At 42.0% G+C, this 14,460-nt stretch carries 14 protein-coding genes and 1 tRNA gene; 4 read left to right on the top strand and 11 right to left on the bottom strand.

Annotated features, from left to right (window positions below):
- Position 1: 1 nt before the first annotated feature.
- The 3 genes from RB604_RS18660 to RB604_RS18650 form a co-directional block, all read right to left on the bottom strand.
- On the bottom strand, positions 2–1,495 hold the full coding sequence (locus RB604_RS18660) for an IMP dehydrogenase (protein WP_055294345.1): 1,494 nt from the start codon (positions 1,493–1,495) through the stop codon (positions 2–4).
- A gap of 531 nt (positions 1,496–2,026) precedes the next feature.
- Entirely contained in the window at positions 2,027–2,251 is a 225-nt protein-coding gene (locus RB604_RS18655) for a winged helix-turn-helix domain-containing protein (protein WP_005930250.1), read from the bottom strand.
- Positions 2,252–2,452: 201 nt separating this feature from the next.
- Positions 2,453–2,526, bottom strand: a tRNA-Thr gene (locus RB604_RS18650).
- Between the two features lie 143 nt (positions 2,527–2,669).
- On the opposite strand from RB604_RS18650, the gene RB604_RS18645 reads away from it, so the two are divergent.
- Positions 2,670–3,278, top strand: coding sequence for a TlpA family protein disulfide reductase (locus RB604_RS18645; protein WP_055294343.1), 609 nt, complete (start codon positions 2,670–2,672; stop codon positions 3,276–3,278).
- Positions 3,279–3,376: 98 nt separating this feature from the next.
- Positions 3,377–5,236, top strand: coding sequence for an SLC13 family permease (locus tag RB604_RS18640; RefSeq protein ID WP_055294341.1), 1,860 nt, complete (start codon positions 3,377–3,379; stop codon positions 5,234–5,236).
- A gap of 111 nt (positions 5,237–5,347) precedes the next feature.
- Here the strand turns inward: RB604_RS18640 and RB604_RS18635 are convergent, their stop codons facing one another.
- Positions 5,348–6,073, bottom strand: a complete 726-nt coding sequence (locus tag RB604_RS18635) for a class I SAM-dependent methyltransferase (RefSeq protein ID WP_055294177.1) — start codon at positions 6,071–6,073, stop codon at positions 5,348–5,350.
- 96 nt (positions 6,074–6,169) lie between these two features.
- On the opposite strand from RB604_RS18635, the gene RB604_RS18630 reads away from it, so the two are divergent.
- Positions 6,170–6,358 carry a hypothetical protein gene (locus RB604_RS18630; protein ID WP_021936424.1) on the top strand — a complete coding sequence of 63 codons (189 nt, stop codon included), beginning with the start codon at positions 6,170–6,172 and terminating at the stop codon, positions 6,356–6,358.
- A gap of 130 nt (positions 6,359–6,488) precedes the next feature.
- On the opposite strand, the gene RB604_RS18625 is transcribed toward RB604_RS18630, so the two are convergent.
- From RB604_RS18625 to RB604_RS18600, 6 genes are all read right to left on the bottom strand, one after another.
- On the bottom strand, positions 6,489–6,869 hold the full coding sequence (locus RB604_RS18625) for a VOC family protein (RefSeq protein WP_005930262.1): 381 nt from the start codon (positions 6,867–6,869) through the stop codon (positions 6,489–6,491).
- 110 nt (positions 6,870–6,979) lie between these two features.
- Complete coding sequence (locus RB604_RS18620) at positions 6,980–8,044, bottom strand: DUF4468 domain-containing protein (RefSeq protein ID WP_007481690.1); 1,065 nt, start codon at positions 8,042–8,044, stop codon at positions 6,980–6,982.
- Positions 8,045–8,055: 11 nt separating this feature from the next.
- The gene (locus RB604_RS18615) at positions 8,056–8,787 is read right to left on the bottom strand and encodes an MBL fold metallo-hydrolase (RefSeq protein WP_055294175.1); all 732 of its coding nucleotides are present in this window, start codon (positions 8,785–8,787) and stop codon (positions 8,056–8,058) included.
- A 66-nt stretch (positions 8,788–8,853) separates the two neighbouring features.
- Complete coding sequence (gene pdxH, locus RB604_RS18610) at positions 8,854–9,498, bottom strand: pyridoxamine 5'-phosphate oxidase (protein WP_005930272.1); 645 nt, start codon at positions 9,496–9,498, stop codon at positions 8,854–8,856.
- 21 nt (positions 9,499–9,519) lie between these two features.
- Positions 9,520–10,224, bottom strand: a complete 705-nt coding sequence (locus RB604_RS18605) for a pirin family protein (protein ID WP_055294173.1) — start codon at positions 10,222–10,224, stop codon at positions 9,520–9,522.
- Positions 10,225–10,285: 61 nt separating this feature from the next.
- Positions 10,286–11,287: a 2-hydroxyacid dehydrogenase gene (locus tag RB604_RS18600; protein ID WP_005930277.1), complete on the bottom strand. Its 1,002-nt coding sequence runs from the start codon at positions 11,285–11,287 to the stop codon at positions 10,286–10,288.
- A 218-nt stretch (positions 11,288–11,505) separates the two neighbouring features.
- Here RB604_RS18600 and RB604_RS18595 point away from each other — a divergent pair, with 218 nt between their 5' ends.
- Positions 11,506–13,026 carry an OmpP1/FadL family transporter gene (locus RB604_RS18595; protein WP_055294171.1) on the top strand — a complete coding sequence of 507 codons (1,521 nt, stop codon included), beginning with the start codon at positions 11,506–11,508 and terminating at the stop codon, positions 13,024–13,026.
- Between the two features lie 110 nt (positions 13,027–13,136).
- Here RB604_RS18595 and RB604_RS18590 read toward each other — a convergent pair whose 3' ends face one another.
- On the bottom strand, positions 13,137–14,423 hold the full coding sequence (locus RB604_RS18590) for a DcaP family trimeric outer membrane transporter (protein WP_005930282.1): 1,287 nt from the start codon (positions 14,421–14,423) through the stop codon (positions 13,137–13,139).
- Between the last annotated feature and the right edge of the window lie 37 nt (positions 14,424–14,460).

The following is a 14,460-nucleotide window of genomic DNA, read 5'->3' as shown; positions in this document are numbered from 1 at the left end:
ATTATGCTTTTTCTTTTAAGATCACATCATGGGCGCCACCTTCAACAATACTTGTTGAAGAAACCATTGTGATTTTAGCATTTTTCTGTAATTCAGGGATATTGATGGCGCCGCAGCTACACATCGTTGCTTTTATCTTGCCTAATGTTACGGCAAGGTTGTCCTTCATTTTGCCGGCATAAGGTACGTAGCTGTCTACTCCTTCTTCAAATTTCAATGATTCCGTTCCTCCCATATCATATCGTTGCCAATTTTGTGCGCGATTGGAACCTTCACCCCAATATTCCTTCACATAGTTGTTTTTGATACAAAGTTTTTTAGTAGGTGATTCATCGAAACGGGCAAAATAACGTCCCATCATCAGGAAATCGGCTCCCATTGCCAAAGCAAGTACCATGTGATAGTCCTGAACCAAACCGCCATCGCTGCAAATAGGTACATATATGCCTGTACGGGCTTTGTATTCGTCACGAGCTTTGGCTACGTCTTGCAAGGCGGTAGCCTGTCCGCGACCAATGCCTTTCTGTTCGCGGGTGATGCAGATGGATCCCCCTCCGATACCTACTTTGATAAAATCTGCACCAGCTTCCACTAAATATTGGAATCCTTCTTTGTCGACAACATTTCCGGCACCGACCAGCACTTTATTGCCATACTCTTTTTTAATCCATGTCAATGTTTCGTATTGCCATTCCGAATATCCATCGGAAGAGTCAATACAAAGTACATCTACTCCGGCTTCAATTAATGCGGGTACGCGGTCTTTGTAATCGCGACTGTTGATGCCGGCACCGACTAATAATTTTTTGTCCGGACTGGATACTTCGTTCGGATTTTCTTTATGGCTGTCGTAGTCTTTGCGAAATACGAAATAGGCTAAGTTTTGATCTTTATCGATTATGGGGAGGGTGTTGAGTTTATGATCCCAGATAATCTGATTGGCTTCACTGAGAGTCAGGCCGACTTCACCCACGATCAGCTTTTCAAAAGGAGTCATGAAATCTTTGATCTTTTTGTCGCGGGCATCTCTTGAAATACGGTAATCACGGCTGGTGACGAGTCCGAGCAATTTGCCGTTCGGAGTACCGTCATGGGTGATTCCGATAGTAGAATGGCCGGTCTGTGCGAGTAAACGGAGTACATCGTCCAATGTGTGTTCCGGAGTCAGGTTGGAATCACTGGTTACAAAACCGGCTTTGAACTTTTTGACCTTCCGAACCATCTCAGCCTGGCTGGCGATGGGTTGTGAACCGAAAATGAAAGAGAGACCTCCGTTACGTGCCAGTTCGATGGCCAATTCGGGGCCTGATACTGATTGCATAATTGCCGAAACGAAAGGAATGTTCAATTCAATTGCTGATTGTGTACCGAGATTGTACTTTACCAATGGTGTTCGTAGCGAAACATTAGAAGGTACACACTGTTTGGTAGTAAGACCGGGAATAAGTAAATATTCACCAAAAGTTCTGGAAACTTCTTCTACATAAATAGCCATAATATTTCTTGTTTTATGGCGTGCAAAATTACTCATTTTTTTTATATTTAAAGATAAGCGGAGAGTTTTTTGTGAGATAGCGGCTAATATTAGTCTGGTTACCGGTTGAAACGGTTGTAGCTTCTCTGTTTTAAGACAACTTAGTAAAATCGCAATTATCAGTGATGGCCTTTAGGGTATGCGAATGATAATTATCCGTTTTGATTGCCGGATAGTATTGGTTATGTTGCTTATTTCCAAAGGAATATAGGAATGCAACTTTATTGGCCAAGAGTATGTATTTAATAGAGAGTTAAATATATACTTTTGGATACATAAAGTATATACTTTTACACCTTAATAGTATATACTCTTATTCTATGAGAAATGGATGGCTTATTTTCCTGTTAACATTGTTAATTAGTTTAAAGCCTATCCCCAATCCTCTCCGTGGGAGAGGGAGTACAGATACTCTTGTTTATTAATCAGTTACAAAACTAACTTAGCTTCCTCTTCCACGGGGAGGGTTGGGGAGAGGCTTGCCGCTTCTTCTTATCCGAAACAGAAGTGATACTCCGAACCGTTACTAAGATAAATAGTATTTTCTCTTTTTTCGATGAATATACTATTTTCCCGTGCTAACCATCCGATGGCTAACATGGCATCCTCAATAGCCAGATTGGTTCTTGAACAGAGCTCCTGTATTGAGATTCTTTTCATTTCATTGAGCACATGCCATACTTTTCTTGAGTTTTCTCCAATTTTTACTTTTTCCATAATGTTGGGTTTTAGTGTTGTCTCAGTTAAAACAAAAAACAGACATAAAAAAGCAGGAAATTGTTTTTCTGAATGAACATATCGGGTGGATTTTGTATTTCTTATTCTATAAACGTGGATTTGAAAAGATGCGCAGATAGAAATAATTGCGGGAAATGAAAAAGCATTTCCCGAATTTCGGAAAATGCTTGTAGATTGGTGAGCCTCTTGTCGGATTCGAACCAACGACCCCGAGATTACAAATCACGTGCTCTGGCCAACTGAGCTAAAGAGGCATTTTGGGGTTTTGCGGGTGCAAAGGTAGTAATTCTTTTGATTTTTCCAAAAGTGGAATTTGAAAAAATACTTTGGACAGGCTGTTTTGATAAGTCACATGATTTGTTTACTTTTGCAAATCAATATATTATATAGAAAAGGAATGAAGAAGATTTTTTTTAAAGTTTGCTGTCTGGCATTATTGACGGCGGGCAATATTGCTTGTACCGGACAGGGAAAAATAAATAAGGGAGAATCTGCTGCGGCTGATAGTGTGGCAGTAGTTATGGAAAATGAGACAGCTTTGCAGGCTGACAGTACGGGATATATTGTGAAGGTAGGGAATATGGCGCCCGACTTTACCGTGACATTGACGGATGGAAAATCAGTGAGTCTTTCGGCACTTCGCGGGAAAGTGGTAATGTTGCAGTTTACTGCCAGTTGGTGTGGAGTCTGTCGTAAAGAGATGCCTTTTATTGAAAAGGATATCTGGCTGAAACATAAGAATAATCCTGAGTTTGCACTGATCGGTATCGACCGTGACGAACCTTTGGACAAAGTGCTTGCTTTTGCAAAAACCACCGGGGTCACTTATCCTTTGGGACTGGATCCGGGTGCTGATATTTTTGCAAAATATGCTTTGCGTAATTCCGGAATTACACGTAATGTGTTGATAGACCGTGAAGGAAAGATAGTTAAACTGACCCGTTTGTATAATGAAGAAGAATTTGCTTCATTGGTTCGGCAAATCGACGAAATGTTGAAAAAGTGATATTTATGGTAAGAGGCCGGTAAATGCCGGCTTTTTGCTTTTTATTTTGTGTATGTGAGAATTTCAATATCTGTTATTATCAATTACCCTATTATTTTATGGTTATAACTCTTATTATTTTGGTACTGTCTGCCGTCTTCTTCATGAGTGGCAAGGTACGCTCTGACTTAGTGGCCCTCTGTGCCTTGATTTCTCTTCTTATTTTTCAGATATTAACACCGGAAGAGGCGCTTTCCGGTTTTTCCAATTCGGTAGTGATTATGATGGTCGGTTTGTTTGTGGTTGGTGGAGCCATTTTTCAGACAGGATTGGCAAAGATGATAAGTAGCAAAATATTGAAGCTTGCAGGCAAGAGTGAGTTGCGACTTTTTTTGTTGGTGATGCTCGTGACTTCTGCTATCGGTGCTTTTGTAAGTAATACCGGTACGGTGGCATTGATGCTTCCTATTGTGGTAAGTCTGGCAGTTAGTGCCGGTATGAATCCCAGCCGGTTGCTTATGCCTTTAGCGTTTGCAAGCAGTATGGGAGGTATGATGACTCTGATCGGTACACCACCGAACCTTGTCATTCAGAATGCGTTGACCAGTGCGGGATTTGAACCTTTGTCTTTTTTCTCTTTCTTACCCGTAGGTCTTATTTGTGTGACGATAGGTACACTTGTATTGATGCCCCTCACCAAATGGTTCCTTTCCAAGAAAGGGAAAATACAGGAGGTTAATGCTTCCGGAAAATCTCTGAACCAGTTGGTGAAAGAGTATGGCTTATCCAGTAATCTGTTTCGTTTACGTGCCGATACGTCCTCATTATTGGTCGGTAAAACAATCATCGACCTTGATGTACGGCGCAAATATGGGTTGAACATATTGGAGGTGCGCCGTGGCGATATTTCTCAAAACCGTTTTCTGAAAACGATTACACAAAAACTGGCCGAACCCGATACTGTGATGCAAGAACAGGATGTTCTCTATGTTACCGGAGAAGTGGAGAGTGTAGAGCGTTTTGCAGAAGATTACCTGTTGGAAATGCTGGACGGGCATACTACCGAAGAGGCGGCAAAGGCCAATAATTCATTGGACTTTTATGATATCGGCATAGCGGAAATCGTTTTGATGCCTTCGTCCAATTTAGCCAATCGTACTGTGAAGGATGCGGATTTGCGTGGGAAGTTTAATGTGAATGTATTGGGTATCCGGCGTAAGAAAGAGTATATTTTGCAGGATTTGGGTAATGAGAAAATGCATAGTGGCGATGTGCTGCTGGTACAGGGAACCTGGCAAGATATAGCACGACTTAGTAAAGAGGACGCCGATTGGGTGGTATTGGGACAACCTCTGAATGAGGCTGCCAAAGTGACGTTGGATTACAAAGCACCGGTAGCTGCTGCTATTATGGTGTTGATGGTAGTCATGATGGTATTTGATTTTATTCCGGTTGCTCCCGTTACGGCTGTGATGATAGCCGGTGTATTAATGGTGATTACCGGTTGTTTCCGTAATGTGGAAGCGGCTTATAAAACGATCAACTGGGAAACGATCGTACTGTTTGCCGGTATGCTCCCGATGTCTCTTGCTTTGGAGAAAACAGGTGCTTCGGAATATATATCTAATAGTCTTGTTACCGGATTGGGAAGTTATGGTCCGATTGTATTGATGGCGGGTATTTATTTCACCACTTCATTGATGACTATGTTTATCAGTAATACGGTAACTGCCGTCTTGATGGCGCCTATTGCATTGCAGAGCGCATTGCAGATAGGAGTCAGCCCGGTTCCGTTCTTGTTTGCCGTTACGGTAGCTGCCAGTATGTGTTTTGCTTCTCCTTTTTCGACTCCTCCCAATGCACTGGTAATGCCGGCTGGGCAATATACATTTATGGATTATATAAAAGTAGGATTACCGCTACAGGTGATAATGGGAATCGTGATGGTATTTGCATTGCCGTTGCTGTTTCCTTTTTAAAGCCTCTCCCCAACCCTCTCCGTGGGAGAGGGAGTACAGATACTCCTGTTTATTAATCAGTTACAATACTAACTTAGCTCCCTCTCCCACGGAGAGGGTTGGGGAGAGGCTTTAAAAAAGTTTCGCCAGATAATCATAATGTTTCCCTTTCTTTATGATTTCTGCGTTAAATCCACATTCGGCAGCATAGAGGCTAAGTGTTTGAAAATCTACATACAGCCAATCGAACGGTGTACCTTTGATCGCTTTATATTGCATTTGGAAATCTATTTCTCCATAATAATCTCCGGCAAGATCTATTTCAAAACTACCGTCTTCATCTTCAAATAAATAACGCAGGTCACTCGAATCCATCAAGATACACCCTCCCGGGCGGAGTAACTGTTTCATCTTTTTAAAGAAAGCGGGCATGTTTTCCAGTCTACCAATAATGCCTGAACCATTCATCAACATTAAAATGGTATCAAATTGCCCGGTAAATTGTTCATCAAACAGATTGACTAAGCGGGCGTCATTGACTCCGCGCTGCTTCATGACTTCTACCGACAGCGGAGAAATATCGATGGCACATACTTCTTTATCCATTTCCTGAAGGGCCAGAGCATGACAGCCACTTCCGGCTCCCACATCTAAAATCTTTCCTGTGGCTAATTGCAGAGCTGTACGCTCGAGCATTGGCATCGTTTTTATATTACGGAAGAGTTGCCCGACAGGTATTTCATCTTCATCAAACTGTGAAGAAAAAACACGTAAGCGGTCGGCTTTATGATGATTGAAGTAATCGGCTATGGCGGTACCCATCGGATCCTTATCGGCCGTTAGTATGCTTGTTTCCATCAGGTCATTATTTGTTGTTGAGGGGGCAAAGATAGATAATTCGTAGAAAAGGATTATCTTTGTACACAGAAAATTATGAAATAAAGAAGTTAGATTATGAGCTTAGAAGATGCAATGATGGGTGGAATCGTTTTTAAGGGTAAGAAAGACGGTCCGAAACAGGATGAGAAGAAAGTAAAGACGAAAGCGAAAAAAGCGACTTATATCAAAGGATTGCACGGCTCCGGTGCAGCCAAAATGAAAGCGGAGATAAGGAGAAAGAGGGCGAACAGGCACAAAAAATAGTGATAAAAATGAAGCCTCTCCCCAACCCTCTCCGTGGGAGAGGGAGCTAAGTTAGTATTGTAACTGATTAATAAACAGTAGTATCTGTACTCCCTCTCCCACGGAGAGGGCTGGGGAGAGGCTTTATTTATTACTGTTTTTGCGGTAATATCTCAATCCAGTAATCATCCGGATCGTTAATGAAATATAGGCCCATTGCGGTATTTTCAAAGCATACACAGTTCATTTCTTTGTGGTATTGGCGGACAGCATCATAGTTTCCTGCTACGCGAAAACATAAATGACTTTCATTCTCTCCTAATTCATAGGGTTCTGAATGGTCTTTCAACCAAGTGAGCTCCAATAGAAATCCAGTTTCGTTATCTGTCAGATATACCAGAATGAATGAACCGTCAGAAGCTTCTTTCCGATGGTGTTCTTTTAGTCCGAGCGCTTTTTCGTAAAAGGTAATGCTGCGTTCCAGATTGGTGACGTTGATGTTGAAATGGTCAAATCTACTTTTTATTTCCATGATGTAAAATTTAATAATGAATGAATGTGCCAATATACCAATGTGCCAATTTACCATGCGGCATAATGGCGCAGCCAATTGGCACATTGACATATTGGCACATTGAATAATTATTTAATCCAAGCTTTCACAATTTCCCCTATATAAGTACGTGGCTGTCCCTCCATTGGAGTTTGCGACGGAAGCTTTTTACATTCAAGTATTATAGATGGTTCAGATTGATTCGTAGGATAGAATCTTACGGAATAAGTATCTGCCTTTTCTATTTGTTCATAAGATTGTTCCGGAGAGAATATGGTGAAAACAACAGGTTTACCATTCATTTTTCCTAAAGAACCTCCGGCATTGGCTGTCATCATAGTCATATTGAAAGCATCCTTACCGATAGCGACAACCAAGTTTCCCGCTCCCATTTGGATGGCGTTAGCCGGTATTTGGTCGGGAGTTATTTCTTTGTAGCCGGGTACATTGGCAGCTGATGGATTATTGTTTACGGAAGGATCGGTTGCTATTACAGGATTGGCTGGAGTAATAACTACCGGTCCGGGGGTGATTACCGCTTGTTTGCCCGGTTGTATAACCGGTTCGGTTGCAACTCCTGCGGCTCCTAATGCTTGGGCTGCACCGGTAAACAGATTATCGGCAAAGTCAACGGTTTTTCTACGCCATTTGGCCAGTCCGCGTATTAATTTTGTTTTTGCCTTATTGAGTGCGTATTTATCGGAAATCCAATCCTCTGCTGTATACTTCTCGTTTTCGCCATAAGTGAAACGTATTTTTTCCACCTCCATAAAACACTTTTCCGGTTTGCAGGTGACGGTGATCTGATAGTTTACCCAAGTACGGTCCAGCGACAGGGCACTTGACTTGAATACGATCCATTCTTCGCCTACGCCTGCAATTATTCCTTTCTCTTTGTCCGAATAAGCAACTCGACTTCCTTGGTTTTTGTTCTCTTTGAGCCTTGTTTCCATCCATTTCATCATTCGGTCGAATATCTCATCTTGTGACATTCCGGGAATATTGAACTCTTTGGAGAATACTACTTTGCCATCCACTTCGGGAACTGCACCTGCGAGATATTTGCTGTCATCGTTTTTATCTTTCTGTGCCATTACGCTCACCGGCAGGCATAGAAGGAACAATACAAAAAAAAGTTGTGTCAATCTGTTCATAATTCTATGTTTTATTTAGTAATATCAAATGTTTCGCCCCGGTGAGTGATGCTGATGAAGCGGCATCCATTCGCTTCGGCTACACTCCGGAAGGCGTTGCCGCCTTCATAATCTTCGCTGAAGTGCATGGGTACAAATATAGTAGTTTTTATTTGTTCGATGAATTGTTCGGCACCTTTCATATAATCTTTTCCCATTCGCCGGTCCACCGGAAACATAACGAGATCGATGGCGGAAATTTGTTGTTTAAGGTACTTGACTTCTGCCAAGAAATCTCCGTTGGCTTTACGTATTTCTTGTTCGGTCGATTCTTCACTCCAATGCCAGTTGTTGAGATCGCCGGCATGGAATATGCTCATCCCTTGTAAATGGATAAGAAAAGAAATGCCGACATCTGTAGAGCCGAATGCATCGATACGTAAATTGTCGTCTTCGTAGGATTCTCCTTTATTTATATATATGGCGTCTTCCGGATTGGCGCGACGATGCTTCAGGATATCTTTTGAAAAGAGATATATGATGTCCGGGCGCTGTTCTTTCCACGTCAATATTTCACGGTTGAAGTGATCGGGATGGAAATGAGTGGAAAGTACGTACAGCTTACCGGGTTTTTGTAGCAGGCAGTCGTGTACGATGCCTTGATTTCGTATGGTTTCCGATGAGTCTTTGTAGTAATCGATGATGATAGTTACCCCTTCGGCTTCGATGGCGAATCCGCTATGGTAGATATAATCCAGTTTCATAGGCTAATGGTTTAGAGATGCAATATTACATATTCTTCTTGTGACGGACAAGAAAAAACAGGAAAATCAAGGGGCAAGGCGTTCTACTTTCCAATTTCCGTCTTTTTGCAGACTGTATAAGAAGCGGTCGTGTAAACGGTTGGGCCTGCCTTGCCAGAATTCTATCCGAGTGGGAGTAACCGCATATCCACCCCATTCCTGTGGACGTTCTATCTCTTTCCCGATCCATTGGGTGGCTTCTGTTACGAAACTCCGTATAAGTTGCATCCGGCTGCCGATTGGGCGGCTTTGCGGAGATATGCGTGCTCCGATACGGCTTTTATACGGGCGGGTTTTAAAATATTCGTCCGACTCGTGAGCTGGAACTTTACCGGCAGTTCCTTCTATGTGCACCTGTCTTTCTAATGGATGCCAGACAAAAGAGAGTGATATATGCGGATTTTTTGCGAGTTGCTTTCCCTTGCGACTTTCATAATTAGTGTAGAATATAAACTTGCCATCGTGTATATCTTTCAGTAATACAGTGCGGGTAGACGGCTGGCCTTCGGGTGATACCGTGCCTACGATCATTGCCGTAGGTTCGTTTACTTGGGCATTAATGGCCTCTTGGAGCCATTGACTGAACAATAAAAGCGGATCATCAGGGAGTTCGCTTTCCCCTAATCCGCCTTTTGTATATTCTTGCCGGATACCGGCGAGATTGATTTTCATAATTTCTATTAAATGAATGCTTTACATCGGGACTTCTATCAATAAGATATGGGAATCTTTTAATGTTTCGATTTCAAAGCTGTTTGTTTCGTACACTCCCATGCCATCACGACGTTTCAATACAGTGCCGTCTACAACAATTTCTCCTTCGATCAGGAAAATGTATACGTCGCCGTGAGTCTGATGCATGTGATAACCTAATTTTTTGCCGGCTTCCACTTTTCCGATAGAAAACCAGGTGTCTTGTAGCAATGAGGCAGGCGTACTGCCATCGGGCGAAACAATTGGTACCAGTTCGTTTTTACGTTCCAGTTCACGGATGCTGTAATCATTGTAGGCTGGGTGTGTGTTTCGTTCGCGTGGCATAATCCATATTTGTAAGAATTCTACCGGTTCCGTGGTGCTACCGTTTATTTCACTATGGAAAATTCCTGTTCCGGCACTCATCACCTGAATGTCTCCCACAGTAATGACACGGCTGTTCTTTTTGCTGTCTCCATGTTCCAACTTTCCTCTCAGGGGGATGGAGACAATTTCCATGTTTTTGTGAGGATGCGTCTGGAATCCTTTTCCCGGTGCAACGCGGTCATCATTCAATACGCGAAGCGCACCGAAGTTGATACGTTCCGAATCGAAGTATTCGTCAAAACTGAATGTATGATGACTGTCCAGCCAATCGTAAAGTGAACGTCCGCGAGTATCTGCTTTATGTATTACCTTTTTCATAATTTCTCTTTTGTTTTATGGGTTTATATATGCTGTTAACATTTCGGGAGAGGGAAAGGTTCTATTTCTTCACTTCATTTAGCAAGGGTTTATGATTTATAAAATCGCGGATATTCTGTAAAGTGGTGGTGGCGATATTTCCCAATGCTTCTTTGGTGAAAAAGGCTTGGTGGGAAGTGACGATCACATTGTTGAACGATAACAAACGGGCCAGTACATCGTCATCAATGATCCTGTCTGATTTGTCTTCGTAAAAATATTCACCTTCTTCTTCGTATACATCCAGTCCGGCAGAACCGATCTTTTTATTTTTCAATCCTTCGATAAGGGCATTCGTGTGGATCAGTTGTCCGCGTCCGGTATTGATAATCATCACTCCGTCTTTCATCTTACTGATGGAGTAGTCATTGATGAGATATTTAGTCTGTTCGGTGAGCGGGCAGTGTAGCGAAATGATGTCTGCGCTATGATAGAGTTCGTCCAGCGAAGTGTATACCACTTGATTTTCACGGGCGAAATTATAGTCCGGATATACGTCGTATGCCAGTATGTTCATGCCGAACCCGCGTAGAATGTGGATAAGTATCTTAGCGATTTTTCCCGTACCGATGATTCCTGCTGTTTTTCCATGCATATCGAATCCCATGAGGCCGTGTAGAGAGAAGTTTCCGTCGCGTGTACGCCAGGAAGCGCGTGGGATTTTGCGATTGAGCGATAACATGAGGGCTACGGTGTATTCTGCTACGGCATAGGGAGAATATGCCGGCACACGTACTACGGTTATTCCATTGGCAACGGCTGCATCGATATCCACATTATTATATCCGGCACATCTCAATGCTAAGAGTTTCACACCATTGGCAGCCAGTGTACTGATTACCTCTGCATCGGCCGTATCGTTAACAAAGATACAGACGGCATCGACCCCTTGTGTCAATAACACATTATTTTTATTCAGATGTCCTTTGAAATAACGTATCTCGAATCCGAATTCTTTGTTTTTCTCATTGAATGAAGCTTCATCATAAGGTTTAGTTCCGAAAAATGCAATTGTATATGCCATAATTTTCTGTTTTTAGTTTATATAATAAACACTTATGTAGGGAGGATTGTTTCGATTATCGACACGTCTTTGATGCGTATCTTATGATTTTGTTTCATTAGAAACAGTTTGTACTTTCTACTAATTTGGCTCTTGAAATGAAAATAAATGCACAAATATAATTCTTATGTGCAATATTGTTGTACCTTTGCGGCCGAAATAACTTAAAAAAGATTTAGATGAGAAAATTATCCTTGATTAGCATTGTGTTGCTGATCGTTTCAATTCCAACTTTTGCGGGAGGTCTCCTGACAAATACCAATCAACATGTTTTATTTTTGAGAATGTTGGCTCGTGATGCTTCAACAGATATTGATGCAGTATATTCCAATCCTGCCGGTCTGGCTTTTATGGAAGACGGATTTCATCTCTCTTTTAATGGTCAGAGCGCATTTCAGACGAGAACGATTACCTCCACATTTGCTCCTTTTGCCGGATTCGGCGGGAATGCGACAAAAGTATATAAAGGAGAAGCATCAGCTCCATTTGTTCCCAGTGTGTTTGCTGTTTATAAGAAAGGCGATTGGGCGTTTTCCGGAAGTTTTGCAGTAACAGGCGGTGGCGGAAAGGCTACTTTTAATGAAGGGCTTGGTTCTTTTGAATCACAAGTATCTGTTATTCCAATGGCTATGAAAGCGGCCGGAGCAGGTTTAGTGAACGGAGGGCTGCTTCCTGAAAATCCATTTGCAAATACGGACAGGTATTCTGTAGATAGTTATATGCGTGGAAAGCAAATGATTTTCGGTGTTCAATTGGGTGCCACTTATAAGATAACGGATTATTTATCTGTTTTTGGTGGGCTTCGTATGAATTATGTAAGTAATGGGTATGAAGGACATATTCGTGATATTCAAGCTAATATCGGCGATAAAATGGTAAATCTGAATCAGACGTTTGCTGCTTATGCGGATCAGTTCAATAAATTGGCAGCGGCGGCGGAAGTTGCCGGCCAACCGGAAGCTGCTAAAAAATATGCAGCTGCGGCGGCAATGGCTACCGATTATGCAGGGCAAACTCAAGACAAATATTTGGATTGCGATCAGACCGGTTGGGGAGTAACACCTATCATCGGTGCTGATTTCAAGATGGGTAAATGGAATGTAGGTGTGAAATATGAGTTTAATACCAAATTGAATGTGGAGAATAAGACCCGTGTGGATGATACTAAGCTATTTGCTCCCGGTGTAAATACTCCTCATGATATCCCGAGTCTGTTGACAGTTGGCGTTTCTTATGAGATTCTTCCTGTACTCCGTGCTTCTGTAGGTTATCATCATTTTTTCGATACCCATGCCAAGATGGCTGATGCTACTAATCTTATTACCGGCGAAAGAACCGGAAAACAACATTTTATAGATAAAGGTACTAATGAATATTTGGCCGGTATAGAATGGGATGTATGCAAATGGGCACAGATTAGTGCCGGTATGCAACGTACTAAATATGGTGTGGAAGATAGTTATCAAAGCGACATGAGTTTTGCTGTCAGTTCTTATTCTTTCGGTTTTGGTGCTGGCTTTAATATAGCTAAAAATCTGAAATTGAATATTGCTTATTTTTGGACTGATTATGAGGATTATACGAAAAAGTGGAGTGATTACAACGGAATTTCTGCTTTGGCAGGACAAGTTATCCCGGGTACTGATGTCTTTTCGCGTACCAATAAAGTATTTGGTATCGGTCTTGATTATAAATTCTGATAAGGTGAACTGACTTTCAATAATTATATAAAAGGAGATTTCACTCTTGCTTTTTCAAAAAGCAGTGAAGTCTCCTTTTCCATTTTGATCGAGACGAAAAGTCTTTCTTTTTAGAACGAGTATTGCACTAATAAATTCATTCTATTAGCATGACGGGTAGCATCGTTGAAGTCTGTGCGCCATCCTCTTAAATACTCGGCGCCTACTTGCAGGTTACTGGTTACATTCCAGAACATGTTGGCCACCAGGTATTGTCCTTTACGGTAGGCGTCCGGATTGTCGCTGGGGTAATTGTGTTCCGAATAGAGTCTTGATAAGCTATAAGTGCCCGATACGAATACGTTTTTGCAGATGTTATACTGTAAGCCGGCATACCAACCCAACATAGGAAGGGTTTGCATTCTGCCTTCTTTTTCCGGATTCGGAACAAGATCCACATTCAGATTACTCAAATCATTGAGAAACTGACCGATACCTTTACCATAATTAAGTTGCCCGAACACCTGCCATTTGGGAGTAACAGTGAAAGTGGTCGATGCTTGTAGTCCGAAGCCGGTAGTTGAATAGGCTTTTTGGTAAACATCACTTGAGTAAGTCATACTGCGGATGATAGCTGCCAGACGAATGTGACTGTTTTTATTCCAATTGTATTGAGCGGAAGCGGCAAAATCCGGCATACGTTGGGTGCTGATAGATACTTTATCGGTAGTTGTACCGTCTACAGAAGGCATTTCGGCGGCTATTCCGAATTTCCAGTTTTTTAATCCGCTATACAGATAGCTTAATTGTGTAGTACGGTAAAATGCAGAGCCGTTAGGTCCGGCAAAGTCGATGGTGGCGGGTAGTGCTGCCAAGTCCATGAACGAACCGTAGCTGTATCCCAATGTAAATCCTAAGAATGAAGCATATGCATTTTGAAGTTCGAATGTTTTGCCGTCTCCCCGGAAATTTCCGGCTGTATAAACTACAAAATCTCCTAAATTCTTCGTATGACCTACCAGTTTCAAGAAGAGAGTGGAAGTACTGGCATCCATCTGGAACTGATTTTTCACATAACCGTTTCCTTTATTGGGGATAAGGGCGGGATAGAAGTCCACGTCTTTTACAATACCCCCGAAGTCATATTCTGCAGTAGCACGTACATATCCTCCAATGCCGAGGGCAAATTTTCCTTTTTGGTCCGTCAGTAAAAAGCGTGGAGCTTTCGGTTCATGGAAACGTTTAAGTTGGGTTTCTTCCATTATCCGGATAATTTCATCTCCGGCTTTATCCCTTGAGACAAACATGATGGAGTTTGGTTCTTTATCTTCAATGATTACTTTTTTCTGCGCATTTGCGCAGAGTGGGAGTAGGCTCATCCCAAGTAGCAAGGCTACTGATTTAAATTTTGTTTTCATTATAAGTTAAGTTTTAGGTGAATGTGCAAACAACAAC

This window comes from Bacteroides salyersiae (genome assembly GCF_031172035.1).
Classification (GTDB): Bacteria; Bacteroidota; Bacteroidia; order Bacteroidales; family Bacteroidaceae; genus Bacteroides; species Bacteroides salyersiae.
The sequence above is the reverse complement of the archived record's forward strand: the minus strand, read 5'-3'. Positions and strand labels throughout refer to the sequence as shown.

Bases quoted from the DNA above. Each gene is read 5' to 3' on its own strand.
- RB604_RS18660 (WP_055294345.1), bottom strand. From the start codon at position 1,495: ATGGCTATTTATGTAGAAGAAGTTTCCAGAACTTTTGGTGAATATTTA.
- RB604_RS18655 (WP_005930250.1), bottom strand. From the start codon at position 2,251: ATGGAAAAAGTAAAAATTGGAGAAAACTCAAGAAAAGTATGGCATGTG.
- RB604_RS18645 (WP_055294343.1), top strand. From the start codon at position 2,670: ATGAAGAAGATTTTTTTTAAAGTTTGCTGTCTGGCATTATTGACGGCG.
- RB604_RS18640 (WP_055294341.1), top strand. From the start codon at position 3,377: ATGGTTATAACTCTTATTATTTTGGTACTGTCTGCCGTCTTCTTCATG.
- RB604_RS18635 (WP_055294177.1), bottom strand. From the start codon at position 6,073: ATGGAAACAAGCATACTAACGGCCGATAAGGATCCGATGGGTACCGCC.
- RB604_RS18630 (WP_021936424.1), top strand. From the start codon at position 6,170: ATGAGCTTAGAAGATGCAATGATGGGTGGAATCGTTTTTAAGGGTAAG.
- RB604_RS18625 (WP_005930262.1), bottom strand. From the start codon at position 6,869: ATGGAAATAAAAAGTAGATTTGACCATTTCAACATCAACGTCACCAAT.
- RB604_RS18620 (WP_007481690.1), bottom strand. From the start codon at position 8,044: ATGAACAGATTGACACAACTTTTTTTTGTATTGTTCCTTCTATGCCTG.
- RB604_RS18615 (WP_055294175.1), bottom strand. From the start codon at position 8,787: ATGAAACTGGATTATATCTACCATAGCGGATTCGCCATCGAAGCCGAA.
- pdxH (WP_005930272.1), bottom strand. From the start codon at position 9,498: ATGAAAATCAATCTCGCCGGTATCCGGCAAGAATATACAAAAGGCGGA.
- RB604_RS18605 (WP_055294173.1), bottom strand. From the start codon at position 10,224: ATGAAAAAGGTAATACATAAAGCAGATACTCGCGGACGTTCACTTTAC.
- RB604_RS18600 (WP_005930277.1), bottom strand. From the start codon at position 11,287: ATGGCATATACAATTGCATTTTTCGGAACTAAACCTTATGATGAAGCT.
- RB604_RS18595 (WP_055294171.1), top strand. From the start codon at position 11,506: ATGAGAAAATTATCCTTGATTAGCATTGTGTTGCTGATCGTTTCAATT.
- RB604_RS18590 (WP_005930282.1), bottom strand. From the start codon at position 14,423: ATGAAAACAAAATTTAAATCAGTAGCCTTGCTACTTGGGATGAGCCTA.